Origin of the sequence: Serratia odorifera, assembly GCF_041448735.1 — a bacterium.
Taxonomy (GTDB): domain Bacteria; phylum Pseudomonadota; class Gammaproteobacteria; order Enterobacterales; family Enterobacteriaceae; genus Serratia_F; species Serratia_F odorifera.
In genome coordinates this window covers 1,277,970-1,302,584 of record NZ_JBGMUT010000001.1, presented here as the reverse complement: position 1 = coordinate 1,302,584, position 24,615 = coordinate 1,277,970, and the positions used below count along the sequence as shown (strand labels likewise).

Sequence of the window (24,615 nt, the reverse complement as noted above, 5' to 3'; positions counted from 1 at the left end):
TTAACCTGCCTGACGCAAATGCGGACTGTCACCTGGTGGCGGCGTCTGCATCTGCATCGCCGCCACCAACCGTTGGCTATAGGGATGTTTTGGTTGTTGCAGTAACTGGTCCAACGGGCCTTGCTCAACCAGACGGCCATGCGACAGCACCAGCGCGCGCTGGCACAGCCCTGCGGCAAGCGCGATATCGTGAGTAATAAACAGCAGTGCGGGGGCGGCGTGCGGCCGATGATGGCTGCGCAATACCTCGAGCAACTGGTGCTGGCTGACCATATCCAATGCGCTGGTGGGTTCATCGGCAATCAGCAGCGACGGCTGGCCTGTCAGCGCCAGAGCGGTACAGATGCGCTGGCATTGTCCACCAGACAGTTGGCCGGGATAGCGTGCCAGCGTCTGCTGCGGTGACAAACCGAGCGCCTGCAGCATATCGCTGGCGCAGTGGTTGGCCTGGCGGCGGGAAAGTGAGCGTTGATAGCGTAGCGCCATCGTCAATTGCTGGCCAACCGTGACCAATGGGTTCAGTGCGGTGAACGGATCCTGGAAAATCGCCGCTATCGGCAGACGGCCACGTTGTTGCAGACGCACGCCTGCCAAGGGGATGCCATGCAGGCTGATGCTGCCATCAACCTCCGCATTGGACGCCAGCGTACCAAGCAGCGCTGCAGCGGTCAGCGATTTACCGGCGCCGGAAGCGCCGAGCAAACAGACGCGCTCGCCGGCATGCAGCACGAAGTTCAAATCCTGTATTTTGCGTTCGCCATCGAGCGTGATGTTTAATTGTTGTACGGCCAAAACCGGCGGGTGGGGTTGTTCCATGTCACCGTCTACGCAGAGAAGTTTATGATATGTGATAACATAACATTATTAATCTGGCGATGACCACCGTTATTCATCAGCGGAGCGGCATGCGGTCGCTACAAAATCACGCTATGATAGGCGCTGTTTTGCTACCACAGTGGTTGTTATTGGTGAGAACGCTGATCTTTATCTTATGTATGTTGATCTATCTGCTGCTATTGGGATACCTCGGTGCGTACGTCACCGACAAGATCTGTGAGCAATCCAGCAGTTACAGCAAAGTTTGTCGTATGGTTGATGTGTCTGAGCCACATATCCCCAGCGAACTGCGGCCGTCTCACGACAAATAATCAATGGTAATCAACCTGGTCACCAGCGCTGCAATGGCGATCAGCGCTACGGCCTGTTTCCACCCCAAGGCCGCCAGCCAGTCCTGTTTTACCGGCGGCGTCGCCATTTGTCCGATCACCACGGTGCCGGTCAGCAACAGGGTGATGATCAGCAATACCAAAGCACAGCCGAACAGGCCGAACTCGACGTGCAGCACATTGGCGTAATACAGGCGCATAATGATAAAGTAAACCAGCATCACCCAGGTGAAGCGCGTCCGTTTCTTCAGGATCTGATGCAATAGGCAGGCAATGAACAAACTATGTGCTACAGAAACCAGGGGCATTTCGATCGGATGTCGCACGCAGGTGTTATAAACTGCCATATAAATATTAAATATCAACAGCACGTAGATTGTATAAATATACCAACCGTAAATTATTTTTCTTTTTCTTGCGTTGGCGATGTTTGAATCATCGTCTGATTGCATGGTGCCCTCCTTGAGTTGCTCCGTTTTTAACATCGCATAACTAAATGGAAACTAAACATCCCGGCGGATTTATTTTTTAGTCGGCAAGGAACTCTACAACGTTCATTTTGTCTGTTGATAACGGTGTCTTTATTGCGTTGGTTAACCAGTAAAAATATGGTAACTTTTTGATATGAAAGATTTTAGTAACAGTATTTTTACCCAGTTGGCCATGGCGATGATGCTGCTGGTGTATTTGATTCTGCCGCCGGCATTAACCACCTATTACTTCCTTCAGCTTAATCTTAATCCTTTTGCCATTATTAAATTCTGGCATTACAACCCGTTCTCCGCTGCTCGCGGTATTCCAGCCTATCAGCCTTTTTTATATCTACTGGCGCTATGGTTGGCGTTGAACGTGGTAATTTTTGGCTGCATGTTGCTTATTTCCCGCCTGATTTCATTTTTTAACCCTCGTTAAGCGGGCAGTTTTGTCTGATGCCGACAGGTAATACCCACAGTATTTGCAAGCTTACTGTTAAGCCCAGCTTGACAGGAAAATCTGATAGCCTCGACAAAAAATGCAACGCTGCTTGAACTTAAACCATCATAAAGATAATAATTATCATTGCCATTCGTTTTATCGTTTGTTTTTTGCACCGATGCTTGGGGAACCTTTTTGCGGATGCGGCAGCCAGCGTTGCTGCCGGCAGGAGCATGCGGTGATTTTTTATCGCTTCTACAGGAATTAACTATGTCTGGGAATTTACTCACCAAACGCAGTGCGGTGTTTTGCTCCATCGCGTTGTTTATGCCACTGGCCTCGTGGGCCGAAGATACGCTGGTGGTCAGCGCAGCGCCGGCCGATACGGCGGATTCAGCAACCCACGGCTACACCGCCGCCACCAGCCGTGGGGCGACAAAAACCGATACGCCGTTGATTTTAACCGCACAGTCGGTTTCGGTTATCACGCGTCAACAAATGACCGATCAGAATGCGCTCACCGTTAATGATGCGCTGAAGTATACACCTGGCGTCTTCACTAACTTTGCCGGTGGCGCCACGCGCTACGACACCATTGCACTGCGCGGATTTCACGGCGGTGATGTCAACAATACCTTTCTGGACGGACTCCGTCTGCTGAGTGACAGCGGCAGCTACAACGCGTTGCAGGTCGATCCCTGGTTCCTCGAACGCATTGACGTGATCAAAGGGCCATCCTCGGTAATGTATGGTCAGAGTATTCCCGGCGGGCTGGTGGCGTTGACCAGTAAACAGCCGCGTTTCGCCAGCGAAGGGCATGTCAACGTGATGGGGGGTAACAACGCCACCAAAGGCGGCGCTTTTGACGTTACCGGGCCGTTATCCGAGCAGTGGGCCTATCGTTTGACCGGCATGACCCGTAGCAGTGAAACCATGTACGATCACCAGCGTGAAGAACGCTACGCAATCGCTCCTTCGTTGCTGTGGCAACCGACGGCCAATACCTCGCTGCTGCTGAAGGCGTACCTGCAAAAAGATCCTTCCGGCGGCTACCACAGCGCAGTGCCTGCCGACGGCAGCCTGTATTCCAGCCAGGGCGATAAGCTGGGTCGCGGTTTCTTCGACGGCGACAGCGGTCATAACGTCTTCAAGCGCTGGGAGCAAATCTACAGCTACGCATTTTCCCACAGCTTTAACGACGTGTGGACTTTCCGGCAAAACGGCAGCTACACCCATTCCAACGTAGCGTTGGAACAGGTGTATCAGATTGGCTGGAATGACGATCACAGTATGTTGCACCGCTACTACAGCGGCTCCAATACCTCCTTGGATGCCTATGCGGTGGATAACCAACTGGAAGCCGATTTTGCTACCGGTCCGGTGGAGCATAAGGTGATGCTGGGGCTCGATTATCAGCGTTTTCGCAACAACCTGTGGGATGAAACTGCGCAGGCAACCGATTTGAACCCCTATACCGGCGCCGCGCAGCAGCCGGTGCTCAGTAACCTGGCACGCACCGATTCACGACGCCACTATGAACAGACCGGCGTGTATTTGCAGGATGAAATCAGCCTGTATAACTGGTATCTCAATTTGTCGGGCCGCTACGATCGCCTGGAAAGCAAGAACGATAACCTGACGGCTGGTACTTCCGATGCGCGCAACGATCACCACTTCAGCGGCCGTGCCTCGCTGCTGTACAACTTCGACAATGGGCTGTCCCCTTACGCCAGTTACAGCTCTGCGGTAACGCCGGAAGCGTTGGCGGATCAGGACGGGCATATGCTCAAGCCGAGTACCAGCGAGCAGTATGAGGTCGGCCTCAAGTACCAACCGCCCGGCAGCAGCTCGCTGTACAGTGTGGCGTTGTACGACCTGACGCAGAAAAACGTGGCAAATCGGGTGGTGCAGCAAAGCTATTACGTCCCGGCGGGCAAGGTTCATTCGCAGGGGATTGAATTGGAGGCGCGTACCAGGCTGTCCGAGCGTCTGAGCCTGATCGCCGGCTATAGTTACAATAAAGTGAAGTTCAAAGATGCGGTTGATGGCAATGACGGCAATACGCCTTATTTGGCACCGGATCAAACGGCATCCCTGTGGGGGCAATATGACGCAGGCTATGGCGTTAACCTGGGGGCAGGGGTGCGTTACATCGGAAAACAATGGGCTGATAACGAAAATACCCTGCGTATTCCTTCGGTGACCTTACTGGATGCATCGGTGAGAATGAAGATGGATCAGTTGGCGCCGTCGTTGAAAGGAGCCTATGTGCAGTTGAACGTCAATAACCTGACCGACAGGAAATACGTCGCTGCCTGTTATGGCACCGGTTACTGCTATTGGGGGCAGGAGCGTAGCGTCGTTGCTACCGTGGGTTACGATTTCTGATCGCCATGCCAGGGTAAACCATTAACACCCCGTCGCAGTGCGGGCGGGGTGATTCCGGCTTAAAACAGCGAAAACAACAATACTACCGGCAGACTTAATGGCCAGGTCAGGCCGATGGTGAGTGCGCTGATACAGCGAATTTTAACCGTGTCCCGGCTAACCAGATAGGTAAATACCATAGAAAATAACAGGCCAAACAAATAAAAATATTGTGTAGCAACCCACAGCGACGACATGAAACCGATTCCAATGACTTAATTTAGCCGCGCATTCTAGGAGTTTCCCCTCGTCGAATCAACGGTTGCTGCATGCTAAGACGCCGTATCTTTATTTCCTGAGGTAATATCACCTTGGCGAGCCGCAATAACGTACCAATCTGCATTAATAAAATACCTCCATATAATAACATTATCGCAACGTTGTTATTACAATGCTCTCATGATGGCAAAGAACGCTTATTTATTGGTTATAAGTATGTTTAACACCAGGAGATGGCATCTTCGGTTATTGCAAGCCTGGCGGGTGTCTTTGCCGTTGGGTTGGCCGGGGAAGGGCCACCACAGCCGCCGTGGTCAGTGAAAGGTTACCCGCTGCTGGTGGCAGTCAATGATAAAAGCGCCGGCGTTGCTCAAGGTTTTTATGCAAAAAATACACCTAGCCGACAATGATCGCGTCAGTGTCGTCACCGACAGTATTGATCACTGATTGAAATTGTTAAATGGATATAATATGTTGGTAACTCATCAGCAAGTTAAGGAGTTATCATGGGTTTTTGGCGTATTGTTTTTACCATTATTTTACCCCCGCTGGGTGTGCTGCTGGATAAAGGCATCGGTGGCGCGTTTATCCTTAATATCATCCTGACGCTGCTGGGATACTTCCCGGGTCTGATTCACGCTTTCTGGGTGCAAACCAAGCAATCCTGATCCTTGCGAGCCATTGAGTCCCGGCCGCGCCGCGCCGGGCTTCATAGCCGCCATACAGCGTTAAATATGCAGCATTTGAACAAATAACCACGCCAAAACAACCGCCAACGCGCCGGTCGTAACAAGAATGCACAGCATTTCCTTCACAGACGAAATCCTTTCTCTGGGCCGCTAAAACATTTGTTGTTGTTTTTACGGCAGATTCTAGATCTGTATGGGTAAAATTCCTAGTTAAAAATGCGCGTGAGCCGTGTCGTTAGCGGCATAAAAAAACCGGCCACGGGGGCCGGTTGATGACCGCGGCATGGTTTTACGCGGTTTGCGTGCGGAACAGTTCGCGGAATACCGGATAAATGTCATCCGGCTCGCGGATATGTTGCATGGCGAAGTTATCAAATCTAGCCTGCAAATCTTCATATTCCCGCCATAGCGTCTGATGGGCGCGGCGGGTGATTTCGATATAGCTGTAGTAACGTACCATTGGCAGCAGTTTCTTGGTCAGCAGCTCATGGCACAGCGGTGAGTCGTCAGCCCAGTTATCGCCATCCGAGGCCTGCGCCGCATAGATGTTCCATTGAGCCGGGTTGTAGCGTTCCTCCACCACTTCATGCATCAGTTTCAGCGCACTGGATACAATGGTGCCGCCGGTTTCCTGCGAATAGAAGAATTCCTGTTCGTCGACTTCCTTCGCCTGGGTGTGGTGGCGAATATAAACCACCTCGACGTTTTTATAGGTTCGGCTGAGGAACAGGTAGAGCAGGATGTAGAAGCGCTTGGCCATGTCTTTGGTGGCCTGATCCATTGAGCCGGAAACGTCCATCAGGCAGAACATCACCGCCTGGCTGGAGGGTTCAGGGCGACGTTCGTAGTTTTTGTAGCGTAAGTCAAAGGTGTCGATAAACGGCACCTTTTTGATCTTCTGGCGCAGCTCGGCAATCTCCTTGCGCAGCCGCTCCTCCTCCAGCAGTTGAACCGGTTCGGTATTTTCCAGATCGGTCAGCTGCTGTTCCAGTTGCTGCAGTTCTCGTCGTTTACCGGCGGTCATGGCGGTGCGACGGGCCAACGAATTTTGCAGCGAACGCACCACGCTGATGTTGGCTGGCACCCCGTTGGCGGTATAGCCCGCACGATGCGTTTTGAATTCGGTCAACTGCTTGTACTGATTTTTCTTCAGGTTCGGCAGTGCCAGATCCTCAAACAGCAGATCGAGATATTCGTCCTTGGATATCTGGAAGATGAACTCGTCCTGACCTTCGCCGTCCTGACTGGCATTGCCTTGGCCGCTACCGCCGCCGCCGCCGCCTTGCGGACGTTCGACGCGATCGTTCTGCACAAAGTGGTCATTGCCGGGGTGAACGCGATGGCGTGTGCCACCGCGACCCTGATGGAACATCGGTTCGTTTATATCGTCAGTCGGAATCGATACCGATTCGCCACTGTCTACGTCGGTGACCGAACGCTTGTTGATGGCTTCGGCAATCGACTGTTTTATTTGTGACTTGTAACGGCGCAAGAAACGTTGGCGGTTAACCATGCTCTTGTTTTTGCCGTTAAGCCGTCGGTCAATAAAGTAAGCCATAGTTCCCCCAGACGACGTTGCCAACTTTTTCCTCACGCTTGCAAACTGCCGCCGGTTAACGCGCGGCAGTCTGAAACAGGCTGAGAATAGTTATTTCGACACAGACGTTATGATGATTTCCTTACCCGTAAATACCATTCACACAGCAGGCGAACCTGCTTGCGGGTATAGCCTTTTTCCATCATGCGATCGACAAAATCGTCGTGTTTTTTCTGCTCGTCCGTTGAGGTCTTGGCGTTAAACGAAATTACCGGCAGCAACTCTTCGGTGTTCGAGAACATTTTCTTCTCGATCACCGTACGCAGCTTCTCATAACTGGTCCAGTTCGGGTTACGGCCATTGTTGTTGGCACGGGCGCGCAGCACGAAGTTGACGATTTCATTGCGGAAATCCTTCGGGTTGCTGATGCCGGCCGGTTTTTCAATTTTCTCCAGTTCGGCGTTAAGTGATTCCCGGTCAAACAGTTGACCGGTATCAGGGTCACGGTACTCTTGATCCTGGATCCAGAAGTCGGCGTAGGTCACGTAGCGGTCAAAAATGTTCTGACCGTATTCAGAATAGGATTCCAGATAGGCGGTCTGGATCTCTTTGCCAATGAATTCAGCGTATTTCGGGATCAGATAGCCTTTCAGATGCTCAAGATATTTTTCCGCCAGATCCTGCGGGAATTGTTCACGCTCGATCTGCTGTTCCAGTACGTAGAACAGATGAACCGGGTTGGCTGCCACTTCGGTGTGGTCGAAGTTGAACACCCGTGACAGTATCTTGAAGGCAAAACGGGTTGAAAGACCGTTCATGCCTTCGTCCACCCCGGCGTAATCACGATACTCCTGATACGATTTTGCCTTCGGATCGGTATCTTTCAGGCTTTCACCATCGTAGACCCGCATTTTTGAATAGGTGCTGGAGTTTTCCGGCTCCTTCAATCGCGACAGGACGGTGAAGCGCGCCAGGGTTTCCAGCGTGCCCGGCGCGCATGGCGCATGGGACAGTTCGCTGTGATCCAGCAGCTTGTCATAAATCTTGATCTCCTCTGACACTCGCAGGCAGTAGGGCACCTTGACGATATAGACGCGGTCGAGGAAGGCTTCGTTGTTTTTGTTGTTGCGGAAGGTGACCCACTCCGATTCGTTGGAGTGCGCCAGGATAATGCCGTTGAACGGCAGGGCGGAAATACCCTCGGTACCGTTATAGTTACCTTCCTGAGTGGCGGTCAGCAGCGGGTGCAACACTTTGATCGGCGCCTTGAACATCTCGACGAATTCCATAATCCCCTGGTTGGCCCGGCACAGCGCACCGGAGTAGCCATAGGCGTCCGGATCGTTCTGCGCATGGTTTTCCAATTTACGGATGTCGACCTTGCCGACCAGTGCTGAAATATCCTGGTTGTTCTCATCACCCGGCTCGGTCTTGGCAATCGCGATCTGCTCCAGAATGGAAGGGCGCACTTTTACCACCTTGAACTTGGTGATATCGCCACCAAACTCGTGCAAACGCTTCGCTGCCCATGGTGACATGATGGTGCCCAGGTAGCGACGCGGAATGTTGTACTCTTTTTCCAGAATATTGGCGTCTTCCTGCGGGTTGAACAGGCACAGCGGATGGTCGTTGACCGGGCTGCGTTCGCCGTTGGCGCTGAGGGTATAAATCGGCACCAGTTGCATCAACGCCTTCAGGCGTTCTGCCAATGAGGACTTACCGCCGCCCACCGGGCCCAGCAGGTAAAGGATTTGTTTTTTCTCTTCGAGACCCTGTGCGGCGTGTTTCAGGTAAGAGACTATCTGCTCGATAGCTTCTTCCATGCCGTAGAATTCCTCGAAGGCCGGATAGCGTGCGATCACGCGGTTGGAGAACAGGCGAGACATGCGTGACTCAAGCGCGGTGTCGACCATGACCGGTTCACCGATAGCCATGAGCAGACGTTCCGCGGCATTGGCGTAGGCACTGCGATCTTGCCGGCAAATGGTAAGAAATTCCTGCAGTGTGAACTCTTCGTCCTTGGCAGCTTCGTAGCGCTGGCGATAGTGGTCAAATATGTTCATGGCGATGCCCGTCCTTTCGTTATTAGCACAGGTTAAAGGGAGCGTTTCATAGTCTTCTGGCCCCCGAAAGAAGAAGTTAATACCTGAGTACAGCAACCCGTATGCCAACTTGGTGCGCTTATTATCGCGAGTTGCGCTGTATTGCCACTGGGCTCAGGGTAATTTCACCTTCTGATTTAAGCTTAGTTGGCATAGCGGAAAATTTCCTGTCAACGAAAAAGCTTTTTTTAAGTCATATCAATGACTCAGTTATTGCAGGGTTTGCGGGGGGCCTTGTCGGGCGCGGGCTGCGCGCTAAAACGTCATGCTTCTGACATTCTTTATACATATTTCAGAATTAACTTAACGGATCTTGCTAATTTTCAAATGTAAATTTAAAGCGCGTAACCGAAATTTCACATACACTATCGCCGCTATTAATCTGTCATTTATGGAAGAGAACCAGTGAAGATATTTCAATTCAAAACGCTAGCGGTTATCGCGTCTGCTATGGTGTGTGCACAGAGTGCTCAGGCGGGAACCTGGTCGCTCGGTGCATCTGCGTTGGTGAGCCCGGATCCTTATCGCGGTAATCAGACTCGCGTTTATCCGGTACCGGTTATCAACTATGAAGCCGATGACTTCTACTTCCGTACGCTGACGGCTGGTTACTACCTGTGGAAAGATCAGGAAAACCAGTTGAGCGTAATGGCGTTCTATTCGCCATTGCACTATAAGCCAGGCGACAGCGATGACGATCGCATGAAACAGCTGAACAAGCGCCGGGCGACGTTGATGGCGGGGGTTGCGTATTCGCATAACGCAGAGTGGGGTACCATTCGCACCACCTTTGCCGGCGATACCCTGGATTACAGTAACGGCATGATCGGCGATCTGGCCTACCTGTACAAGTTCCAACTGGATGCCTGGACGCTGACGCCGGGCGTTGGCGTGACCTGGAACAGCAAGAATCAGAACAAATACTACTATGGCGTCAGCGAGGGTGAATCGCGTCGCAGCGGTTTGAACAGCTACACGCCGAACGACAGCTGGACGCCGTACGTTGAGCTGAGCGCCAACTACCAGATTAATGAAGCATGGAACGCCTTCTTTATGGGCCGCTATGTGCAATTGTCTGATGAGGTCAAAGACAGCCCGATGGTAGATAAATCCTACACCGGCATGCTGTGGACCGGCGTCAGTTACAGTTTCTAAGCTTTTCGCACGATTTTCGTGCGTTACAGGCATTAAAAAGGGGCGCTGGCGCCCCTTTTGCCTATCTGTCACCGAGAAAGCGGCGGTGTGCCGCTGCGGCGTTTATACGCCGTTTTTGCGGCAACGCAAGGTCACACCGAGCCGTGCCGGCTGTTCGCCACTGGCAATCAACGGCTTGCTGATACGACCGGTTTCCACACAAACCATGGTTTTATAACCGTCGTTAGCCATATCGGCCATGCTGCAAGACAGTTCAACGCCCGGATTCCAGGCAATCACATCGCTCATATGGTGATGATGCACTTCAATACTGCGTTGCAGGGTGGGGTCTTTTATCACGCTATAAGGCTCTGGCTGGGTGTAGACACGATCGGTTTGCCCAACAAACACCACGTCGCCAACCTGACGCGCTGCGGCGCCATTGGCCACTTTATCCAGATAATGCTCACCCAGCCCGGCCACTTTAATCGTTTCGATATCGCCGACCTGGAAATAGGTATGCAGTGCGGCAGTCGCCTGGTAATCCCCGTGCGATTCCAGCTCGATTTCACACTCTTCCCCCAGTTTGAAGCGGGCGATCAGCGTGAACGGATGCGGCCACAGCTTGCGGGTCTGTTCATTATCTTGCAGGGTAAAGGTCAGGATCACGCCGTCCTGGTCTTCGTCGTGCGCTGTCAGCGACCACGGCATATTACGTGCAAAACCATGCGAAGGTTTACCCGCCGGGCCAAACCATGGCCAGCAGATCGGCACGCCGCCGCGAATGGCATTGCCCGGCGTGAAAGGCGTATTTTTGCTAAGCCATACCACCGGTTGTTCACCGCTGGGTTGCCAGGCCACCAGATGGGCGCCTTGCAGGGTAACCGCAGCGCGCACTTTTGGGTGCGAAACGACGATCACCGGCAGCGCATCCAGTTGACGTTGGCTGATGTAAGGGGAAATTTGTTCCGCTATTGGGAGGGTAAACAGTTTATCGTTCATCGCGTTGCCTTATATTTGCCATACCCGTCAGGTTATCGGCTATACAGAAAGCAAAAAAGGGCGACAAAAATGTCGCCCTCATGATCAGCAGTACATCATCCCATTACTTGGAGATGTGAGCGATCAGATCCAGAACCTTGTTAGAGTAGCCGGTTTCGTTGTCGTACCAGGAAACCAGTTTCACAAAGTTGTCGTTCAGTGCGATACCTGCTTTGGCATCGAACACGGAAGTCAGTTTCTCACCGTTGAAATCGGTAGAAACAACGTCGTCTTCGGTGTAGCCCAGCACGCCTTTCAGCTCGCCTTCAGCCGCTTCCTTGATCGCCGCACAGACTTCTTTGTAAGACGCAGGTTTTTCCAGACGCGCGGTCAGGTCAACCACAGACACGTTTGGCGTTGGAACGCGGAACGCCATACCAGTCAGTTTGCCGTTCAGCTCAGGGATAACTTTACCTACTGCCTTGGCAGCACCGGTAGAAGAAGGGATGATGTTCTGAGATGCGCCGCGGCCGCCGCGCCAGTCTTTGTGAGACGGGCCGTCAACGGTTTTCTGGGTAGCGGTAGTCGCGTGAACGGTGGTCATCAGCGCTTCAACGATACCGAATTTGTCGTTGATGACTTTAGCCAGTGGAGCCAGGCAGTTAGTGGTGCAAGAAGCGTTGGAAACGATTTCCTGACCCGCGTAGGACTTGTGGTTCACACCCATAACGAACATTGGGGTGTCATCTTTGGATGGGCCAGTCAGAACAACTTTCTTGGCGCCAGCTGCGATGTGTTTACGTGCGGTTTCGTCGGTCAGGAAGATACCGGTTGCTTCAGCAACCACGTCAACGCCCACTTCGTTCCACTTCAGGTTAGCCGGGTCTTTCTCTGCGGTAACACGGATGGTTTTGCCGTTAACAACCAGATGGCCGTCTTTAACTTCTACGCTACCGTTGAAACGGCCGTGCGTAGAGTCATATTTCAGCATGTAAGCCATGTATTCAGCGTCCAACAGATCGTTGATTGCAACGATTTCAATGTCGGAACGTTCCTGAGCAGCACGGAAAACAATGCGACCGATACGGCCAAAACCGTTGATACCTACTTTGATAGTCATATATTCCACCAGCTATTTGTTAGTGAATAAAAGGTTGGTTGTAAAATTACAAAAACCTTACCAAGCGTCAAGCGGAATCGTGTCAATTATTGCGGCAAGTCAAAGCAGAGGCCTGGGTTTGCACGCTTATTGCACGTTCCGTTTGCGTTCGGCCTCATTAAGATATGGGGTCAAACCGCTAAGTTTAAAGAGCGTCGCAACAATATATGTGATCGGCATCACATATAGTCGTGACCTGAACTTTATGGCGTACAGTTTAGGTCAAAAATGCCTGCAACGCTGTTAATTTTTTGTTATCATTAATCATTGTTTTCGTTGACATTATCCATAATTTGGGAATCGCACAAATGGCTAAAGAGCACACCCCCAACCAGCCGGTCACGGAACTGAATGAAATACAACGCTATGTGACTCAACAGCGCGGCACAGAAGCACCGTACACCGGCAAATTGCTGCATAATACTCGCGACGGTGTTTATCATTGCCTGTGTTGCAATGCGCCACTGTTCTATTCGGATACCAAGTTTGACGCCGGCTGCGGCTGGCCTAGCTTCTATCAACCGGTTTCGGACGATGCTATCCGCTATCTGGATGATAACTCACACAATATGCACCGCGTTGAGATACGTTGTGGCCAGTGTGATGCCCATCTTGGTCACGTTTTCCCTGATGGTCCACAGCCCACAGGCGAACGTTTTTGCGTTAACTCGGCATCGCTCAGTTTTACCGATAGCGAAAGTGGCGAAAATACCGCCGGTTAAGCGGTAAGAAAAATAACAAAATCGATTCAGCTATTATTCATATGAGCGAGGAACGAGCGGATGGACGTGAAGGATTTGATTGCGGCGATGACGCCCGAAATTTATCAGCGCCTGGTGCAAGCCGTGGAGTTGGGTAAGTGGCCGGACGGTGTTGCGCTGACGCCGAAACAGAAGGAAAACAGCTTGCAGGCGGTCATGCTCTGGCAGGCGCTGCATAATGACGATCCGCAGCATATGAGTATCGGCAAGGATGGTCAGATCGTTATGAAGAGCAAGCAGGAGCTGAAGCAACAGTTCGCTGCCGAACCGCTGATCAAGTTGAAGCCGCAGTAAGCGATAGGAAAGGGCGCCGAGGCGCCCGCTTTGGCCTAGCTGAGGTATTGTGACAGCGTCACTAGCTTGGCACCGGCCTGCTGCATGGCCTGTAATGCCTGTATGCTGTCATTGGCTTGCAGGTTGACCCCGCGACAGCCGTCGGTGATGACCGTGGTTCGATATCCCAGGGCCAGGGCGTCAAGCACGGTAAATTTCACACAATAATCAGTGGCTAATCCCATTACCGTCAATTCAGTCACACCCCGATCGCGCAGCCAGTCGTCAAGATCGGTTTTTGCCCGGTGTCCATTGTCGAAGAACGCGCTGTAGCTGTCGATGGACGGATCCTGCCCCTTGCGGAAAATTGCGGCTATTCCCTGACGATGCAATTGGCGGTGCAGTTCGGCCCCATCGCTGCCTTGCACACAGTGTACCGGCCACCACACCTGCGGCAAACCATCAAGTTCGCCCAGTTCACCGACCTTGGCAGCAGAGTTAACCGCAAAGCTTCGGTGATCGGCCGGATGCCAGTCTTGACTGGCGATCACCGGCACGCCACGCGCCAGACAGGCGGCGATTGCCTGATTGGCCACCGCGATGGTGGCGTCACCATCGACAACCGCCAGCGCGCCGCCGGGACAGAAGTCATTTTGCAAATCGATCAATAACAGGGCAACGCGCATGGAACCTCCTGATGAATTAACCGACGGTGCTTAATTCGCCGCGCAGATCCAGCTGCATCTGTTGGCGGATTTGCGCCGGCGACAGTGGCTGGCTCAGCAAGTAGTGCAGTTTGGTCAATGCGGCTTCCACCGTCATGTCGAAACCGCTGATCACGCCGGCATGCGCCAGCGCATTGCCGGTGGCGTAACCTTCCATATTGACTCGCCCGGAAATACACTGGGTCAGGTTGACCACCACAATGCCACGCTCGGATGCATCGCGCAGTTCGTCAACCAGTTCGGCTTTTTGCGGCGCGTTGCCGACGCCATAAGAGCGCAAGATCAACGCCTTGACCGGTTGCAGCAGGAAGTTGCGCACCACCGCGCCGGAAATTCCCGGGTAGATGGTCACCACGCCGATCGGTTGCGGCGTTATGTTGTGTACCTGCAATTCACCATGACATGCCGGCGAGGCAATGCCGTTTTGACGGCGAATATGAATGCCGGCTTCCAGCAGCGGCGGCAGGTTGGGCGAGGCAAAGGCGTCAAAACCGTCGGCGTGCGCTTTGGTGGTGCGGTTACCGCGGAACAGTTTATTGTTGAAGAACAGGCTGACTTCGTTGACCGGATGGTTGGCCGCTAGATATAGCGCGTTCAGCAGGTTGGTCTGGCCGTCGGAGCGCAACTCCGCCAGCGGGATTTGTGACCCCGTCACGATGACTGGCTTGGCGAGATTTTCCAGCATGAACGACAGCGCAGAAGCGGTGAATGCCATGGTATCGGTGCCGTGCAGGATGACGAAGCCATCATATTGATCGTAGTTTTTCTTGATGTCATCGGCAATGTGTTGCCAATCTTCCGGCGTCATATCGGAGGAGTCGATCAGCGGGGCGTATTCATGAATGGTGAAGTTGGGCATTTCCGGGCGGTGGAACTCCGGCATCAGCGCCAGTTGCCGTTGCAGGTGGCCGGACACCGGAATGTAACCGTGTTCGGAGCGTTGCATGCCGATGGTACCGCCGGTGTAAGCGACGTAGATAGATTTCTTTTGCATTGTAGGGTTTCTGCTAATGATAAGATGGGCTGAATTATAGGGTGATTAGCGCAGAAAAAAAGCCCAGCGAGTGCCGGGCTGAAGATTAATTTGTTAGCGTACGTCACCGCAGTTCAGACAGATGGCGTAGCGGTTTTGCGGATCGTTCAGATTATTGAATAAACCCGGTTGCTCTTTCATCGCCATGGCTACCGAGGCCAGCGGCGCAGGCAACATCGATTGCAGGGCTGCCGGCAGCATGGCGTGGATCGACACGCCAAACTGGCTGAGCACCATGTCTGCCAGGCTCGGTGAATCGACGAACCAGTTCAAATGCCACTGTTTCAGCTTCGCCAATTCGGCGGCTTTCTGCACCGCGTCATCAAAGTCACCCAGTTGGTCGACCAACCCGTTGTTCTTGGCGTCACCGCCGGTCCAGACGTGACCCTGAGCAATTTTATCAACCTGTTCTGGCGACATCTTGCGCGCGCCAGCCACCAGATCGATAAAGTTCTTGTAGCCATTCTCGATGTTCAACTGCATCATCTGGGCAAACTCGGGCGGCAGCGCTTTGGTCACCGCCAAATCGGCCAGCGGCGAGGTCGCGACGCCGTCGGTGTGAACGCCAACGCTGTCAAGCGTATCCTGATAGGTGTTGATCACGCCGAAAATGCCGATAGAACCGGTAAGGGTGCTTGGGCTGGCAACGATATAGTTGGCAGGGGTAGAAATCCAGTAGCCACCGGAAGCCGCCATACCCCCCATGGAAACCACCACCGGTTTGCCGGCAGCACGCACCGCAGCCAGTTCGGAGCGGATCACCTCAGACGCGCTAACGCTGCCGCCCGGGCTGTTAACTCGCAGTACCACCGCTTTGATTTTAGGATCCAGACGGGCCTGACGCAGCTGTGCCGCGGTGGTGTCACCGCCAACCGTTCCCGGCGTTTGCGGACCGTCCATGATTGCGCCATTAGCGAACACCACGGCAATTTGGCCGCCCTGATCCGCTGCCGGTGCCGGCTGGTAGTCATAAATACTGACGGCGTTGAAATCGTTGTTTTGCTTATCCCAGCCAAAGGTCTTGATCAACTGGTTTTCCATCACGGTACGCGAAGCCAGCTCATCCACCAGCTTGCCGTCAAGTGCGTATTTCGCCGTATCGCCGCCGGCCGCTTGCAGGCCGCTCAGCACGCCGGCGGCTCCCGGGAACAATTGCGCGGTGGTGATTTGGCGGTTTGCCGCCACCGTGGTGAGGTAGTTTTGCCACAGGTTGCCGATCCAGCGGCTGTCCGCTTCACGTGCCGCCGGTGACATATCGTCGCGGATCATTGGCTCAACCGCCGACTTGTAAGTGCCAACGCGGAAGATATTGGTAGTGACCTTCAGCTTGTCGAGCAGCGACTTATAGTACAAATTGTTGGTGGCGAAGCCGTGCAGATCGACGTTGCCCTGCGGTGACAGATAAATCTTGTTCGCGAAGCTGGCTAAATAGTATTGCGTTTGGTTATAGCTATCGCCAATGGCATAGATCGGTTTGCCGCTGTCGCGGAATTCACGCAGAGCCTTGCCGATATATTGCAGAGAAGGCTGGTCGGCACCGGCGAAATCGTTCAACTGCAATACCATGCCGGTAATGTTTTTATCATCTTTGGCGCTACGGATGCTGTCGACGACGTCAAACAGCGAGTTTTCCTGCAGTTCACTGGCGGAGGCGCCAAGGAACTCGCGGCTGCGTTGGAGCAGACGGTTCTTCATGCTAGGTTGATCAACCACCACGCCGCTCAAGTTGACCAGCAAGGCGCCACGTGGCGTCTCGGCAGGCGCGCTGCCCTGGAAGGAAAAATAAATGCCGACACCAACCAAAATCAGCAGGAGTAGAAACAGGTTAAGAATCAGTTCCCTGATGAAATTCAGCAGACGCCATGTCCACCTGAAAATACCGGCAATGGTACGCCACAATATATGCATGTTCTCTCCAAACATGAGCCGAGGATGTCACGCTATCCTAATGAGCAGCCAACGAAATGTCAGCTTTAAATCACCGGTCACAGCCGTAATTGTCCAGGCTGTAACTCGTTGTTTAGCTATGTTACCGTGATCGTAATGAAAATTGTTATCAGGAGTTTACTATGGATGCACTGGAACTATTATTGAATCGCCGTTCGGCCTCACGTTTGACGGCTCCGGCGCCAACGGGCGAAGTCCGGCAGAATATCATCAATGCCGGCTTACGCGCGCCGGATCACGGCGCGTTGCAACCATGGCGTTTTGTGATGATTGAAGAGCAGGGGTTGGAGCGCTTCAGTCAACTGTTACAAACTGCGGCTAAACAGGATAACCTCGACGACGCGGCGATTGACAAAGCCAGACAGGCGCCGTTTCGTGCACCGCTGATCATTACCGTGGTGGCGCATTGCAGCGAAAACCCCAAGGTTCCGCGTTGGGAGCAGGTGGTTTCCGCCGGTTGTGCGGTACAGGCGATGCAGATGGCGGCGCTGGCGCAAGGTTTTAACGGCATCTGGCGTACTGGCGCGTGGACCGAACATCCAATGGTGCGCAGCGCCTTCGGCTGCCGCGAGCAGGACGAAATTGTCGGTTTCCTCTATCTGGGGACCCCACAGTTAAAAGCGGCCACCAAAGTTATTGCCCCCGACAGTGACCCGTTCGTCAGTCACTTCTGATCCCCGCGGGTTTTCGTCAAAAAATGCGCGATAACCCGCAGATCTGTACTGTTTATGAGCAGGCCGTTCGCAGAAAGTCGGCTCGCTCTTATCAATCCCTCCACTAAGCGCTACCCTATAGCCCACATAGCGGGTGGTGCGTTGTCACGGCAGGCTAACGCATCCCGCATCGCCGGCTGATTGCCGGCGGCTCGGCACCCAACGCCGCCAATGTGCAGACAACCCCGGCTATCACCGGGATATGTTATCTTGAAGGCCGTTAACCGAAGGAAGTGGATCATGACATCGCCAACAATCCGTTTGACCCAGTACAGCCATGGCGCTGGCTGCGGTTGCAAAATATCACCGCACGTTCTCGAAACCATCCTGCACAGCGAACAGGCGAAGTTTGTCGACCCGCGGTTGCTGGTCGGTAATGAAACCCGTGACGATGCAGCGGTGTACGACATCGGCAACGGCATTGGCATCATCAGTACCACCGATTTCTTCATGCCGATTGTTGACGATCCCTTCGACTTCGGCCGTATTGCCGCTGCCAATGCCATTAGTGATGTGTACGCCATGGGCGGCAAACCAATCATGGCGATTGCCATTTTGGGCTGGCCGATAGCCAAACTGGCACCGGAAGTGGCGCAGCAGGTGATCGACGGTGGGCGTTACGCCTGTCAACAGGCCGGTATTGCCTTGGCGGGCGGCCATTCGATCGATGCGCCGGAGCCGATCTTCGGTCTGGCGGTAACTGGCATGGTCAGCACCGATCGCGTCAAGAAAAACAGCGCGGCACAGCCGGGAACCCGACTGTTTCTCACCAAACCGCTCGGTATCGGCGTGCTGACCACCGCCGAGAAGAAGAGCCTGTTACGGCCGGAGCACGCGGGCCTGGCTACCGAAGTGATGTGCCGGTTGAATACGCCGGGTGCGGAATTTGCCGATCTTGCCGGCGTAACGGCGATGACCGACGTGACCGGATTTGGCCTGCTGGGCCATCTGAGCGAAATGTGTCAGGGGGCCGGGCTGCAGGCGACGGTGTGGTTCGACAAGGTGCCAAAATTGCCGGACGTCGAACGTTATATCGCCGACGGTTGCGTTCCCGGCGGCACTGGGCGTAACTTTGACAGTTACGGCACGCTGATCGGCGCAATGAGTGATGTACAGCGTCAATTATTGTGCGATCCGCAAACCTCTGGCGGCTTGCTGTTGGCCGTGTTGCCGGAAGGCGAGGCCGAGCTGCAGGCCATTGCCGCGCGCCATGGCATTGAACTGGACGCTATTGGTGAACTTCGATCGCCGATAGCCGGGAAACCGATGATCGAGGTTGTGTAGTGACAACGTCGCGACAGCGGGTAGACACCAACGACTACCGACATATTTTTCTGCATGATGTGCCGTTGATTGACGTGCGCGCACCCGTTGAATTTAAAACCGGTGCTTTTCCGCATGCCATCAATTTGCCGCTGATGAACGACAGCGAACGCCAGGCGGTGGGTACCTGCTATAAACAGCAGGGGCAGCAGGCGGCGATTGCCTTGGGACACAAACTGGTTGGCGGCAAGCTGCGTCAGCAGCGTACCGAAGCCTGGCTGGCCGCCTGCGCCCGTCAGCCTGAAGGTTATATCTATTGCTTCCGCGGCGGCTTGCGTTCCCAACTGGTGCAGCAATGGCTGCGCGAGGCCGACGTGGATTACCCGCGTGTGGCGGGCGGCTACAAGGCGTTGCGACATTATTTATTGAACGTGCTGGAGTACAGTGCGGAAATGCCGATGGTGGTGGTCGGTGGCAATACCGGCTGCGGCAAAACCATTTTGATCAATCAACTGCCTGCCGGCGTCGATCTGGAAGGTGTGGCACGCCATCGTGGTTCGTCGTTTGGTCAAACCTTGGCCGGCCAGAGCGCGCAGATCGATTTTGAGAATCGTCTGGCTGTGTTATTGCTTAAAAAACAGCATGGTGGCTGCCGCCATTGGATCCTGGAAGACGAAGGGCGGATCATTGGTTCCAATAACCTGCCGTTGCCGATTTTCAACCGCATGCAGCAGGCGCCGGTGGTGGTGATTGACGATCCGTTTGAGGTGCGCGTGGCGCGCCTGCAGACTGAGTATATCGATCATATGCGGCTGGCGTTTGCCGAGGCATACGGTGAAGACGCCGGTTGGCAACGCTATGACGAATATCTGCATCACGGGCTGTTCGCCATTCGGCGTCGTTTGGGTATGGAGCGTTTCCAACAGCTGACACAGCGGCTGGAGTGGGCGTTGCAATACCAGCGCGCCAGCGGCAACAGCGATGCGCATCAGGAGTGGCTGGTGCCGCTGTTGCAGCATTATTACGACCCGATGTATCACTATCAATTAACGAAGAAAGCCCAGCGGATCGTATACCGCGGGAACTATGCAGAAGTAAGAGAATTCCTGATGACGTATAGCCATAATAACGGTGAATAATGCGACTGTTTATAGCCGAAAAACCGAGTTTGGCACGCGCCATTGCTGATGTTTTACCCAAACCGCATCGTCGTGGCGATGGGTTCATCGCCTGCGGCAACAACGATGTGGTGACCTGGTGCGTAGGTCACCTGTTGGAGCAGGCTCAGCCTGACGCCTACGACAACCGCTATGCGCGCTGGTCGCTGGCGGACTTGCCGATCATTCCCGAAAAATGGCAGCTACAGCCACGTCCTTCCGTCAGCAAGCAATTGAATGCGATTAAAAAATTGCTGTTGGAAGCCGATGAGGTGGTACACGCCGGTGACCCGGATCGCGAAGGGCAACTGCTGGTGGACGAGGTGCTGGATTATTTGTCGTTGACGCCGGAAAAGCGGCAGGCGGTACGGCGTTGTCTGATCAACGATCTCAACCCCCAGGCGGTAGAGCGGGCGGTTGGCCGCTTGCGTGATAACCGGGAGTTTATACCACTGTGCGTTTCTGCCCTGGCGCGTTCTCGTGCCGACTGGCTGTATGGCATTAATATGACCCGTGCCTATACGCTGTTAGGCCGTAATGCCGGTTACGATGGCGTGCTGTCGGTTGGCCGGGTGCAAACGCCCGTGCTGGGCCTGGTGGTGCGCCGTGACGAAGAGATTGAAAACTTCGTGCCGAAGGATTTTTTTGAGGTCAAGGCGCATATCGTTACGCCGAAAGACGAGCGCTTCGTGGCGCTGTGGCAACCGAGCGATTCGTGTGAGCCGTATCAGGACGAAGAGGGGCGGCTGCTGCATCGGCCGCTGGCCGAGCATGTGGTGGCGCGCATTGAGGGTCAACCGGCCCTCGTCACCTCCTATAATGATAAACGGGAATCAGATACCGCACCGCTGCCGTTTTCGTTATCGACCTTGCAGATTGAGGCCGCCAAACGGTTTAATCTCAGCGCGCAACAGGTGCTCGACATCTGTCAGCGGTTGTATGAAACACACAAGCTGATCACCTATCCGCGTTCCGATTGCCGCTACCTGCCGGAAGAACACTTTGCCGGCCGCCATGCGGTACTGAATGCCATCAGTGCACATCAGCCGGATCTGTACCCTCAACCGGTGATCGACAGCGATCGCCGTAACCGTTGCTGGGATGATAAAAAAGTCGATGCCCACCATGCCATTATTCCTACCGCTCGTGCCAGCAAAGTCAATTTGACCGCCGATGAATTGAAGGTGTATGGCTTGGTGGCGCGGCAGTATCTGATGCAGTTCTGTCCGGATGCGGTGTTCCGCAAATGCGTGATCGAACTGGATATCGCCGGTGGTAAATTCGTCGCCAAGGCGCGTTTTCTGGCGGAAGCCGGTTGGCGCACGCTGCTTGGCAGTAAAGAGCGCGACGAGGAGAATGAAGGCGCGCCACTGCCGGTAGTTGCCAAGGACGATCGGCTGTTGTGTGAGCGTGGCGAAGTGGTGGCACGTCAGACTCAGCCGCCGCGCCCCTTCACCGATGCCAGCCTGCTTTCCGCCATGACCGGGATTGCGCGCTTCGTGCAAGATAAATCATTAAAGAAAATCCTGCGAGCGACCGATGGTTTAGGTACCGAGGCTACGCGAGCGGGAATCATTGAATTGTTGTTCAAACGGTCGTTCCTGTACAAAAAAGGGCGCTATATCCATTCCAGCGAAACCGGTCGGGCGCTGATTCATTCGCTGCCTGATATCGCGGCACGTCCTGATATGACCGCTCACTGGGAAGCCACGTTGACGCAAATCAGTGAAAAGTCCTGTCGTTATCAGGATTTTATGCAGCCACTGGTAGGCACCTTGCAACAGCTGATTTATCAGGCCAAGCAGAGTCGGGCGAGTATGGCGTTCCGCGGTTTACCTGCACCGAACGCCGGGGCAAAAAAGCGCAAAAAAAGCGCCGGCAAGGCGCGGGAGAAGAGTGAATGAAACAGCTGATGCTGGCGTTGGCGGCGGGGGTATTGCTGTGTTCCGCCTCGGTCCACGCGCATCGTGGTGATGTGGATGTACTGTTACCGGTTTCGCCGGAAATCTGGGGCACCGCAAAAAGCGCGCCAGCGCCGCAACCGTGCGCGCAATGCTGTGTATACCAAGATCAGAATTATTCACAAGGCGCGCTGCTGAAGGTAGAGGGGGAGTTGTTGCAATGCACTCGCGACCCTACGGTGGTCGGTAGCGCTTCACCGATCTGGGTACGGCTGAAAAAGTGACCGCGTAACGCTATCGTTGATAACCCCTTTAATAATCAGCTATTTTGTCATGATTGATTGCTGCTTGAGATAGCATGACAGCAAGGGAACGTCGGCGGGTGCCAGTGGATACTCGCTGGCCTGCGCTGGCGTTACCCAGACAAGTTGTGCGTGGCAGCGCAGGTGTAACTCGCCACTGAAATGCGTTACTCGCCAGGCATGCAGGCGAATGATTTTTTCGCCCAGTTGCCATTGATTACTGGCAACATAATCGTCGATTTGCGCCTTGATAGCCAACTCTTCGGCCAGTTCTCGCGCCAGTGCCTGGGGCTGGCTTTCGCCTGCTTCGACTTTGCCGCCTGGAAATTCCCAAAGCCCGGCCTGATCGCTGTCGGCATCCCGTTGAGCCAACAGAATTTTCCCGTCGCGTTCAATGATCGCGGCGACTACATCGATAATTTTCATACCGTGCACTTATTGAAAACCCCGGCCAGGCCGGGGTGGGCAATCAGATATCGAACTCGGCCCATACCGGGGCGTGGTCGGAGGGTTTTTCCATACTGCGGGTTTGGTAGTCAATGCCGGTAGCCACACAGCGTGCCGCCAGCGGCGTGCTGGCCAGTAACAGATCGATACGTAAGCCGCGGTTGTCATCGAATCCTTTAGAACGATAGTCGAACCACGAAAACTGGTCGTTACGCTCCGGATTGGCTTGACGGTAGGTGTCTACCAGCCCCCAGTTGAGCAGCCGCCCCATCCATTCACGTTCTTCCGGCAGGAACGAACATTTGCCGGTGCGCAGCCAGCGCTTGCGATTTTCTTCACCGATACCGATATCGTAATCCGATGGGCTGATATTCATATCGCCCATGATCAGCACCGGGTTTTCTACCGATAGCTGCTGTTCCAGGTAATCTTGCAAGTCCTGATAGAAACGGGTTTTTGCCGGGAACTTGACCGGGTGGTCACGGCTTTCTCCCTGCGGAAAATAGCCGTTAATCACCGTCAGCATGCCCTGCGGCGTTTCCAGATCGGCCATGATGATGCGGCGCTGTGCGTCGTCATCGTCGGTTGGGAACCCACGGCGCACGGCAATGGGTGCCTCTTTGGTCAGCAGGGCAACGCCATAATGGCCTTTTTGCCCGTGATAGAACACGTGGTAGCCGTGCTTGCTGACCTCTTCCAGTGGGAACATGTCATCATGAACTTTGGTTTCTTGCAGGCCGATAACGTCAGGCTGGTGCTGTTCGATGATGGCGGCCAACTGATGCGGTCGCGCGCGCAGTCCATTGATATTAAAAGAGACAAACTTCATGAGCGGTGCCGTTTTTACGAGAAAAATGTGTTGAGATAGTAGCAGAGTTTGGCCGGAAATGTAACGCAGACCAGCGGCCTCAGGCCGCCGGCAGATGGCGGATTATTTTGCCCAGCGATCGTAGTTTTTTGGTTGGTAGTCGTCGAACTGTTGCAGCAACGTGAGTGGCGAATCGCTCAGGTGCAGGGTGCCAAGATAGTCGTGACGCATAAACCCCTGATCGGCGACGTGTTGCAAGAAGGTGTTCAATGGCCGGTAGTAACCATTGACGTCCAACAGGCCGACCGGTTTATTGTGATAACCGATCTGACCCCAGGTCCAGATTTCAAACAGTTCTTCCAGCGTGCCTATGCCGCCGGGCAGCGCAATAAATCCGTCGGCCAGTGCCGCCATACGTGCTTTGCGGGTGTGCATGTCCGGCACCACTTCCAGTTGGGTCAGACCACGGTGTGCGGTTTCTGCTTCCACCAAACGTTGCGGAATAATGCCGACCGCTTCGCCTCCGGCCTCCAGCACTGCATCTGCCACAATACCCATCAGGCCCTTTTTACCACCGCCGTAGATTAAACGACGCCCTTGAGTGGCCAATGCGTGCCCCAGTTTACGGGCATTTTCGGCATAATCGGGCGTCACGCCTTCGCTGGCGCCGCAAAAAACGCAAATATTATTACGCATGCACTTTTCCTTACTGCATCAAAGAAGCCAGTGGTATAGCGAATTGTGCATTGTAGTTCAAGTTTGGTGAGCGATGAAAAGCTAAACCTGTGCGCGATGGCAAAACTCGGCGCCGTTGGGGCTTCAGCGTCTTTCCCGAGGCATGGCGTGTAGCAAGCCTGGATGTTGTGTGACGATTGGGCGTGCTTTGCAAGGATGGTGGTGGGGGAAGGATAACTCGTCGCGTGGCGACTCGCCCTGCGGGCCGCGCTAAAGCGCGT

24 protein-coding genes are annotated in these 24,615 nt (G+C 54.1%); 11 read left to right on the top strand and 13 right to left on the bottom strand.

The window, feature by feature from the left end; genetic code table 11:
• The gene (locus tag ACCC84_RS06085) at positions 1–816 is read right to left on the bottom strand and encodes an ATP-binding cassette domain-containing protein (protein ID WP_371901648.1); all 816 of its coding nucleotides are present in this window, start codon (positions 814–816) and stop codon (positions 1–3) included.
• 319 nt (positions 817–1,135) lie between these two features.
• Positions 1,136–1,513, bottom strand: coding sequence for a hypothetical protein (locus tag ACCC84_RS06080; RefSeq protein WP_227745690.1), 378 nt, complete (start codon positions 1,511–1,513; stop codon positions 1,136–1,138).
• Between the two features lie 277 nt (positions 1,514–1,790).
• Between ACCC84_RS06080 and ACCC84_RS06075 the strand changes: the two genes are divergently transcribed.
• Together ACCC84_RS06075 and ACCC84_RS06070 are read left to right on the top strand one after the other, a co-directional pair.
• Positions 1,791–2,078, top strand: coding sequence for a hypothetical protein (locus ACCC84_RS06075; protein WP_004962280.1), 288 nt, complete (start codon positions 1,791–1,793; stop codon positions 2,076–2,078).
• Positions 2,079–2,351: 273 nt separating this feature from the next.
• A complete protein-coding gene (locus ACCC84_RS06070) occupies positions 2,352–4,469 on the top strand; it encodes a TonB-dependent siderophore receptor (RefSeq protein WP_039992044.1) in 2,118 nt (705 codons plus the stop codon).
• A gap of 59 nt (positions 4,470–4,528) precedes the next feature.
• On the opposite strand, the gene ACCC84_RS06065 is transcribed toward ACCC84_RS06070, so the two are convergent.
• On the bottom strand, positions 4,529–4,705 hold the full coding sequence (locus ACCC84_RS06065; RefSeq protein ID WP_004962283.1) for a GhoT/OrtT family toxin: 177 nt from the start codon (positions 4,703–4,705) through the stop codon (positions 4,529–4,531).
• A gap of 528 nt (positions 4,706–5,233) precedes the next feature.
• Here ACCC84_RS06065 and ACCC84_RS06060 point away from each other — a divergent pair.
• Positions 5,234–5,395 (top strand): YqaE/Pmp3 family membrane protein, encoded by a 162-nt coding sequence (locus tag ACCC84_RS06060; protein ID WP_004962285.1) that lies wholly within the window; start codon positions 5,234–5,236, stop codon positions 5,393–5,395.
• Between the two features lie 310 nt (positions 5,396–5,705).
• On the opposite strand, the gene ACCC84_RS06055 is transcribed toward ACCC84_RS06060, so the two are convergent.
• A complete protein-coding gene (locus ACCC84_RS06055; protein WP_004962288.1) occupies positions 5,706–6,974 on the bottom strand; it encodes a YeaH/YhbH family protein in 1,269 nt (422 codons plus the stop codon).
• 107 nt (positions 6,975–7,081) lie between these two features.
• Positions 7,082–9,016 (bottom strand): protein kinase YeaG, encoded by a 1,935-nt coding sequence (gene yeaG / locus ACCC84_RS06050; protein ID WP_039992045.1) that lies wholly within the window; start codon positions 9,014–9,016, stop codon positions 7,082–7,084.
• Positions 9,017–9,505: 489 nt separating this feature from the next.
• On the opposite strand from yeaG, the gene ACCC84_RS06045 reads away from it, so the two are divergent.
• Complete coding sequence (locus ACCC84_RS06045; protein WP_039992713.1) at positions 9,506–10,210, top strand: MipA/OmpV family protein; 705 nt, start codon at positions 9,506–9,508, stop codon at positions 10,208–10,210.
• Positions 10,211–10,312: 102 nt separating this feature from the next.
• Here the strand turns inward: ACCC84_RS06045 and ACCC84_RS06040 are convergent, their stop codons facing one another.
• Both ACCC84_RS06040 and gapA read right to left on the bottom strand, forming a co-directional pair.
• Complete coding sequence (locus tag ACCC84_RS06040) at positions 10,313–11,191, bottom strand: D-hexose-6-phosphate mutarotase (RefSeq protein ID WP_004962295.1); 879 nt, start codon at positions 11,189–11,191, stop codon at positions 10,313–10,315.
• A gap of 103 nt (positions 11,192–11,294) precedes the next feature.
• Positions 11,295–12,290 carry a glyceraldehyde-3-phosphate dehydrogenase gene (gapA, locus tag ACCC84_RS06035; protein WP_004962296.1) on the bottom strand — a complete coding sequence of 332 codons (996 nt, stop codon included), beginning with the start codon at positions 12,288–12,290 and terminating at the stop codon, positions 11,295–11,297.
• A 347-nt stretch (positions 12,291–12,637) separates the two neighbouring features.
• Between gapA and msrB the strand changes: the two genes are divergently transcribed.
• Together msrB and ACCC84_RS06025 are read left to right on the top strand one after the other, a co-directional pair.
• Positions 12,638–13,051 carry a peptide-methionine (R)-S-oxide reductase MsrB gene (gene msrB, locus ACCC84_RS06030; RefSeq protein ID WP_004962300.1) on the top strand — a complete coding sequence of 138 codons (414 nt, stop codon included), beginning with the start codon at positions 12,638–12,640 and terminating at the stop codon, positions 13,049–13,051.
• A 60-nt stretch (positions 13,052–13,111) separates the two neighbouring features.
• Positions 13,112–13,384 (top strand): YeaC family protein, encoded by a 273-nt coding sequence (locus ACCC84_RS06025; protein ID WP_371901647.1) that lies wholly within the window; start codon positions 13,112–13,114, stop codon positions 13,382–13,384.
• A gap of 35 nt (positions 13,385–13,419) precedes the next feature.
• On the opposite strand, the gene pncA is transcribed toward ACCC84_RS06025, so the two are convergent.
• From pncA to sppA, 3 genes are all read right to left on the bottom strand, one after another.
• Positions 13,420–14,049 carry a bifunctional nicotinamidase/pyrazinamidase gene (gene pncA, locus ACCC84_RS06020; protein ID WP_004962304.1) on the bottom strand — a complete coding sequence of 210 codons (630 nt, stop codon included), beginning with the start codon at positions 14,047–14,049 and terminating at the stop codon, positions 13,420–13,422.
• A 16-nt stretch (positions 14,050–14,065) separates the two neighbouring features.
• The gene (ansA, locus tag ACCC84_RS06015; RefSeq protein ID WP_004962307.1) at positions 14,066–15,082 is read right to left on the bottom strand and encodes an asparaginase; all 1,017 of its coding nucleotides are present in this window, start codon (positions 15,080–15,082) and stop codon (positions 14,066–14,068) included.
• 93 nt (positions 15,083–15,175) lie between these two features.
• Positions 15,176–17,029: a signal peptide peptidase SppA gene (sppA, locus tag ACCC84_RS06010; RefSeq protein ID WP_039992047.1), complete on the bottom strand. Its 1,854-nt coding sequence runs from the start codon at positions 17,027–17,029 to the stop codon at positions 15,176–15,178.
• Positions 17,030–17,190: 161 nt separating this feature from the next.
• Here sppA and ACCC84_RS06005 point away from each other — a divergent pair, with 161 nt between their 5' ends.
• The 5 genes from ACCC84_RS06005 to ACCC84_RS05985 all read left to right on the top strand — a co-directional run bounded on the left by ACCC84_RS06005 (position 17,191) and on the right by ACCC84_RS05985 (position 22,386).
• Positions 17,191–17,742 carry an NAD(P)H nitroreductase gene (locus ACCC84_RS06005; protein WP_004962312.1) on the top strand — a complete coding sequence of 184 codons (552 nt, stop codon included), beginning with the start codon at positions 17,191–17,193 and terminating at the stop codon, positions 17,740–17,742.
• 279 nt (positions 17,743–18,021) lie between these two features.
• Complete coding sequence (gene selD / locus ACCC84_RS06000) at positions 18,022–19,065, top strand: selenide, water dikinase SelD (RefSeq protein ID WP_004962315.1); 1,044 nt, start codon at positions 18,022–18,024, stop codon at positions 19,063–19,065.
• Complete coding sequence (gene mnmH / locus ACCC84_RS05995) at positions 19,065–20,183, top strand: tRNA 2-selenouridine(34) synthase MnmH (RefSeq protein ID WP_371901646.1); 1,119 nt, start codon at positions 19,065–19,067, stop codon at positions 20,181–20,183. The genes selD and mnmH overlap by 1 nt, the downstream gene beginning before the upstream one ends.
• Positions 20,183–22,105, top strand: coding sequence for a DNA topoisomerase III (locus ACCC84_RS05990; protein ID WP_164844310.1), 1,923 nt, complete (start codon positions 20,183–20,185; stop codon positions 22,103–22,105). Before mnmH ends, ACCC84_RS05990 begins: the two co-directional genes overlap by 1 nt.
• Positions 22,102–22,386, top strand: a complete 285-nt coding sequence (locus tag ACCC84_RS05985) for a DUF1496 domain-containing protein (RefSeq protein WP_198773978.1) — start codon at positions 22,102–22,104, stop codon at positions 22,384–22,386. Before ACCC84_RS05990 ends, ACCC84_RS05985 begins: the two co-directional genes overlap by 4 nt.
• 39 nt (positions 22,387–22,425) lie before the next feature.
• On the opposite strand, the gene ACCC84_RS05980 is transcribed toward ACCC84_RS05985, so the two are convergent.
• The 3 genes from ACCC84_RS05980 to ACCC84_RS05970 all read right to left on the bottom strand — a co-directional run bounded on the left by ACCC84_RS05980 (position 22,426) and on the right by ACCC84_RS05970 (position 24,355).
• Positions 22,426–22,830 carry a pyrimidine (deoxy)nucleoside triphosphate diphosphatase gene (locus tag ACCC84_RS05980; RefSeq protein ID WP_004962327.1) on the bottom strand — a complete coding sequence of 135 codons (405 nt, stop codon included), beginning with the start codon at positions 22,828–22,830 and terminating at the stop codon, positions 22,426–22,428.
• A 43-nt stretch (positions 22,831–22,873) separates the two neighbouring features.
• Positions 22,874–23,680, bottom strand: a complete 807-nt coding sequence (xthA, locus tag ACCC84_RS05975) for an exodeoxyribonuclease III (RefSeq protein ID WP_004962330.1) — start codon at positions 23,678–23,680, stop codon at positions 22,874–22,876.
• Positions 23,681–23,782: 102 nt separating this feature from the next.
• Positions 23,783–24,355 (bottom strand): LOG family protein, encoded by a 573-nt coding sequence (locus tag ACCC84_RS05970; protein ID WP_102991014.1) that lies wholly within the window; start codon positions 24,353–24,355, stop codon positions 23,783–23,785.
• Between the last annotated feature and the right edge of the window lie 260 nt (positions 24,356–24,615).

Excerpts from the sequence above, each read along its gene's own strand:
- ACCC84_RS06085 (WP_371901648.1), bottom strand. The coding sequence starts at position 816 with ATGGAACAACCCCACCCGCCGGTTTTGGCCGTACAACAATTAAACATC.
- ACCC84_RS06080 (WP_227745690.1), bottom strand. The coding sequence starts at position 1,513 with ATGGCAGTTTATAACACCTGCGTGCGACATCCGATCGAAATGCCCCTG.
- ACCC84_RS06075 (WP_004962280.1), top strand. The coding sequence starts at position 1,791 with ATGAAAGATTTTAGTAACAGTATTTTTACCCAGTTGGCCATGGCGATG.
- ACCC84_RS06070 (WP_039992044.1), top strand. The coding sequence starts at position 2,352 with ATGTCTGGGAATTTACTCACCAAACGCAGTGCGGTGTTTTGCTCCATC.
- ACCC84_RS06065 (WP_004962283.1), bottom strand. The coding sequence starts at position 4,705 with ATGTCGTCGCTGTGGGTTGCTACACAATATTTTTATTTGTTTGGCCTG.
- ACCC84_RS06060 (WP_004962285.1), top strand. The coding sequence starts at position 5,234 with ATGGGTTTTTGGCGTATTGTTTTTACCATTATTTTACCCCCGCTGGGT.
- ACCC84_RS06055 (WP_004962288.1), bottom strand. The coding sequence starts at position 6,974 with ATGGCTTACTTTATTGACCGACGGCTTAACGGCAAAAACAAGAGCATG.
- yeaG (WP_039992045.1), bottom strand. The coding sequence starts at position 9,016 with ATGAACATATTTGACCACTATCGCCAGCGCTACGAAGCTGCCAAGGAC.
- ACCC84_RS06045 (WP_039992713.1), top strand. The coding sequence starts at position 9,506 with ATGGTGTGTGCACAGAGTGCTCAGGCGGGAACCTGGTCGCTCGGTGCA.
- ACCC84_RS06040 (WP_004962295.1), bottom strand. The coding sequence starts at position 11,191 with ATGAACGATAAACTGTTTACCCTCCCAATAGCGGAACAAATTTCCCCT.
- gapA (WP_004962296.1), bottom strand. The coding sequence starts at position 12,290 with ATGACTATCAAAGTAGGTATCAACGGTTTTGGCCGTATCGGTCGCATT.
- msrB (WP_004962300.1), top strand. The coding sequence starts at position 12,638 with ATGGCTAAAGAGCACACCCCCAACCAGCCGGTCACGGAACTGAATGAA.
- ACCC84_RS06025 (WP_371901647.1), top strand. The coding sequence starts at position 13,112 with ATGGACGTGAAGGATTTGATTGCGGCGATGACGCCCGAAATTTATCAG.
- pncA (WP_004962304.1), bottom strand. The coding sequence starts at position 14,049 with ATGCGCGTTGCCCTGTTATTGATCGATTTGCAAAATGACTTCTGTCCC.
- ansA (WP_004962307.1), bottom strand. The coding sequence starts at position 15,082 with ATGCAAAAGAAATCTATCTACGTCGCTTACACCGGCGGTACCATCGGC.
- sppA (WP_039992047.1), bottom strand. The coding sequence starts at position 17,029 with ATGCATATATTGTGGCGTACCATTGCCGGTATTTTCAGGTGGACATGG.
- ACCC84_RS06005 (WP_004962312.1), top strand. The coding sequence starts at position 17,191 with ATGGATGCACTGGAACTATTATTGAATCGCCGTTCGGCCTCACGTTTG.
- selD (WP_004962315.1), top strand. The coding sequence starts at position 18,022 with ATGACATCGCCAACAATCCGTTTGACCCAGTACAGCCATGGCGCTGGC.
- ACCC84_RS05990 (WP_164844310.1), top strand. The coding sequence starts at position 20,183 with ATGCGACTGTTTATAGCCGAAAAACCGAGTTTGGCACGCGCCATTGCT.
- ACCC84_RS05985 (WP_198773978.1), top strand. The coding sequence starts at position 22,102 with ATGAAACAGCTGATGCTGGCGTTGGCGGCGGGGGTATTGCTGTGTTCC.
- ACCC84_RS05980 (WP_004962327.1), bottom strand. The coding sequence starts at position 22,830 with ATGAAAATTATCGATGTAGTCGCCGCGATCATTGAACGCGACGGGAAA.
- xthA (WP_004962330.1), bottom strand. The coding sequence starts at position 23,680 with ATGAAGTTTGTCTCTTTTAATATCAATGGACTGCGCGCGCGACCGCAT.
- ACCC84_RS05970 (WP_102991014.1), bottom strand. The coding sequence starts at position 24,355 with ATGCGTAATAATATTTGCGTTTTTTGCGGCGCCAGCGAAGGCGTGACG.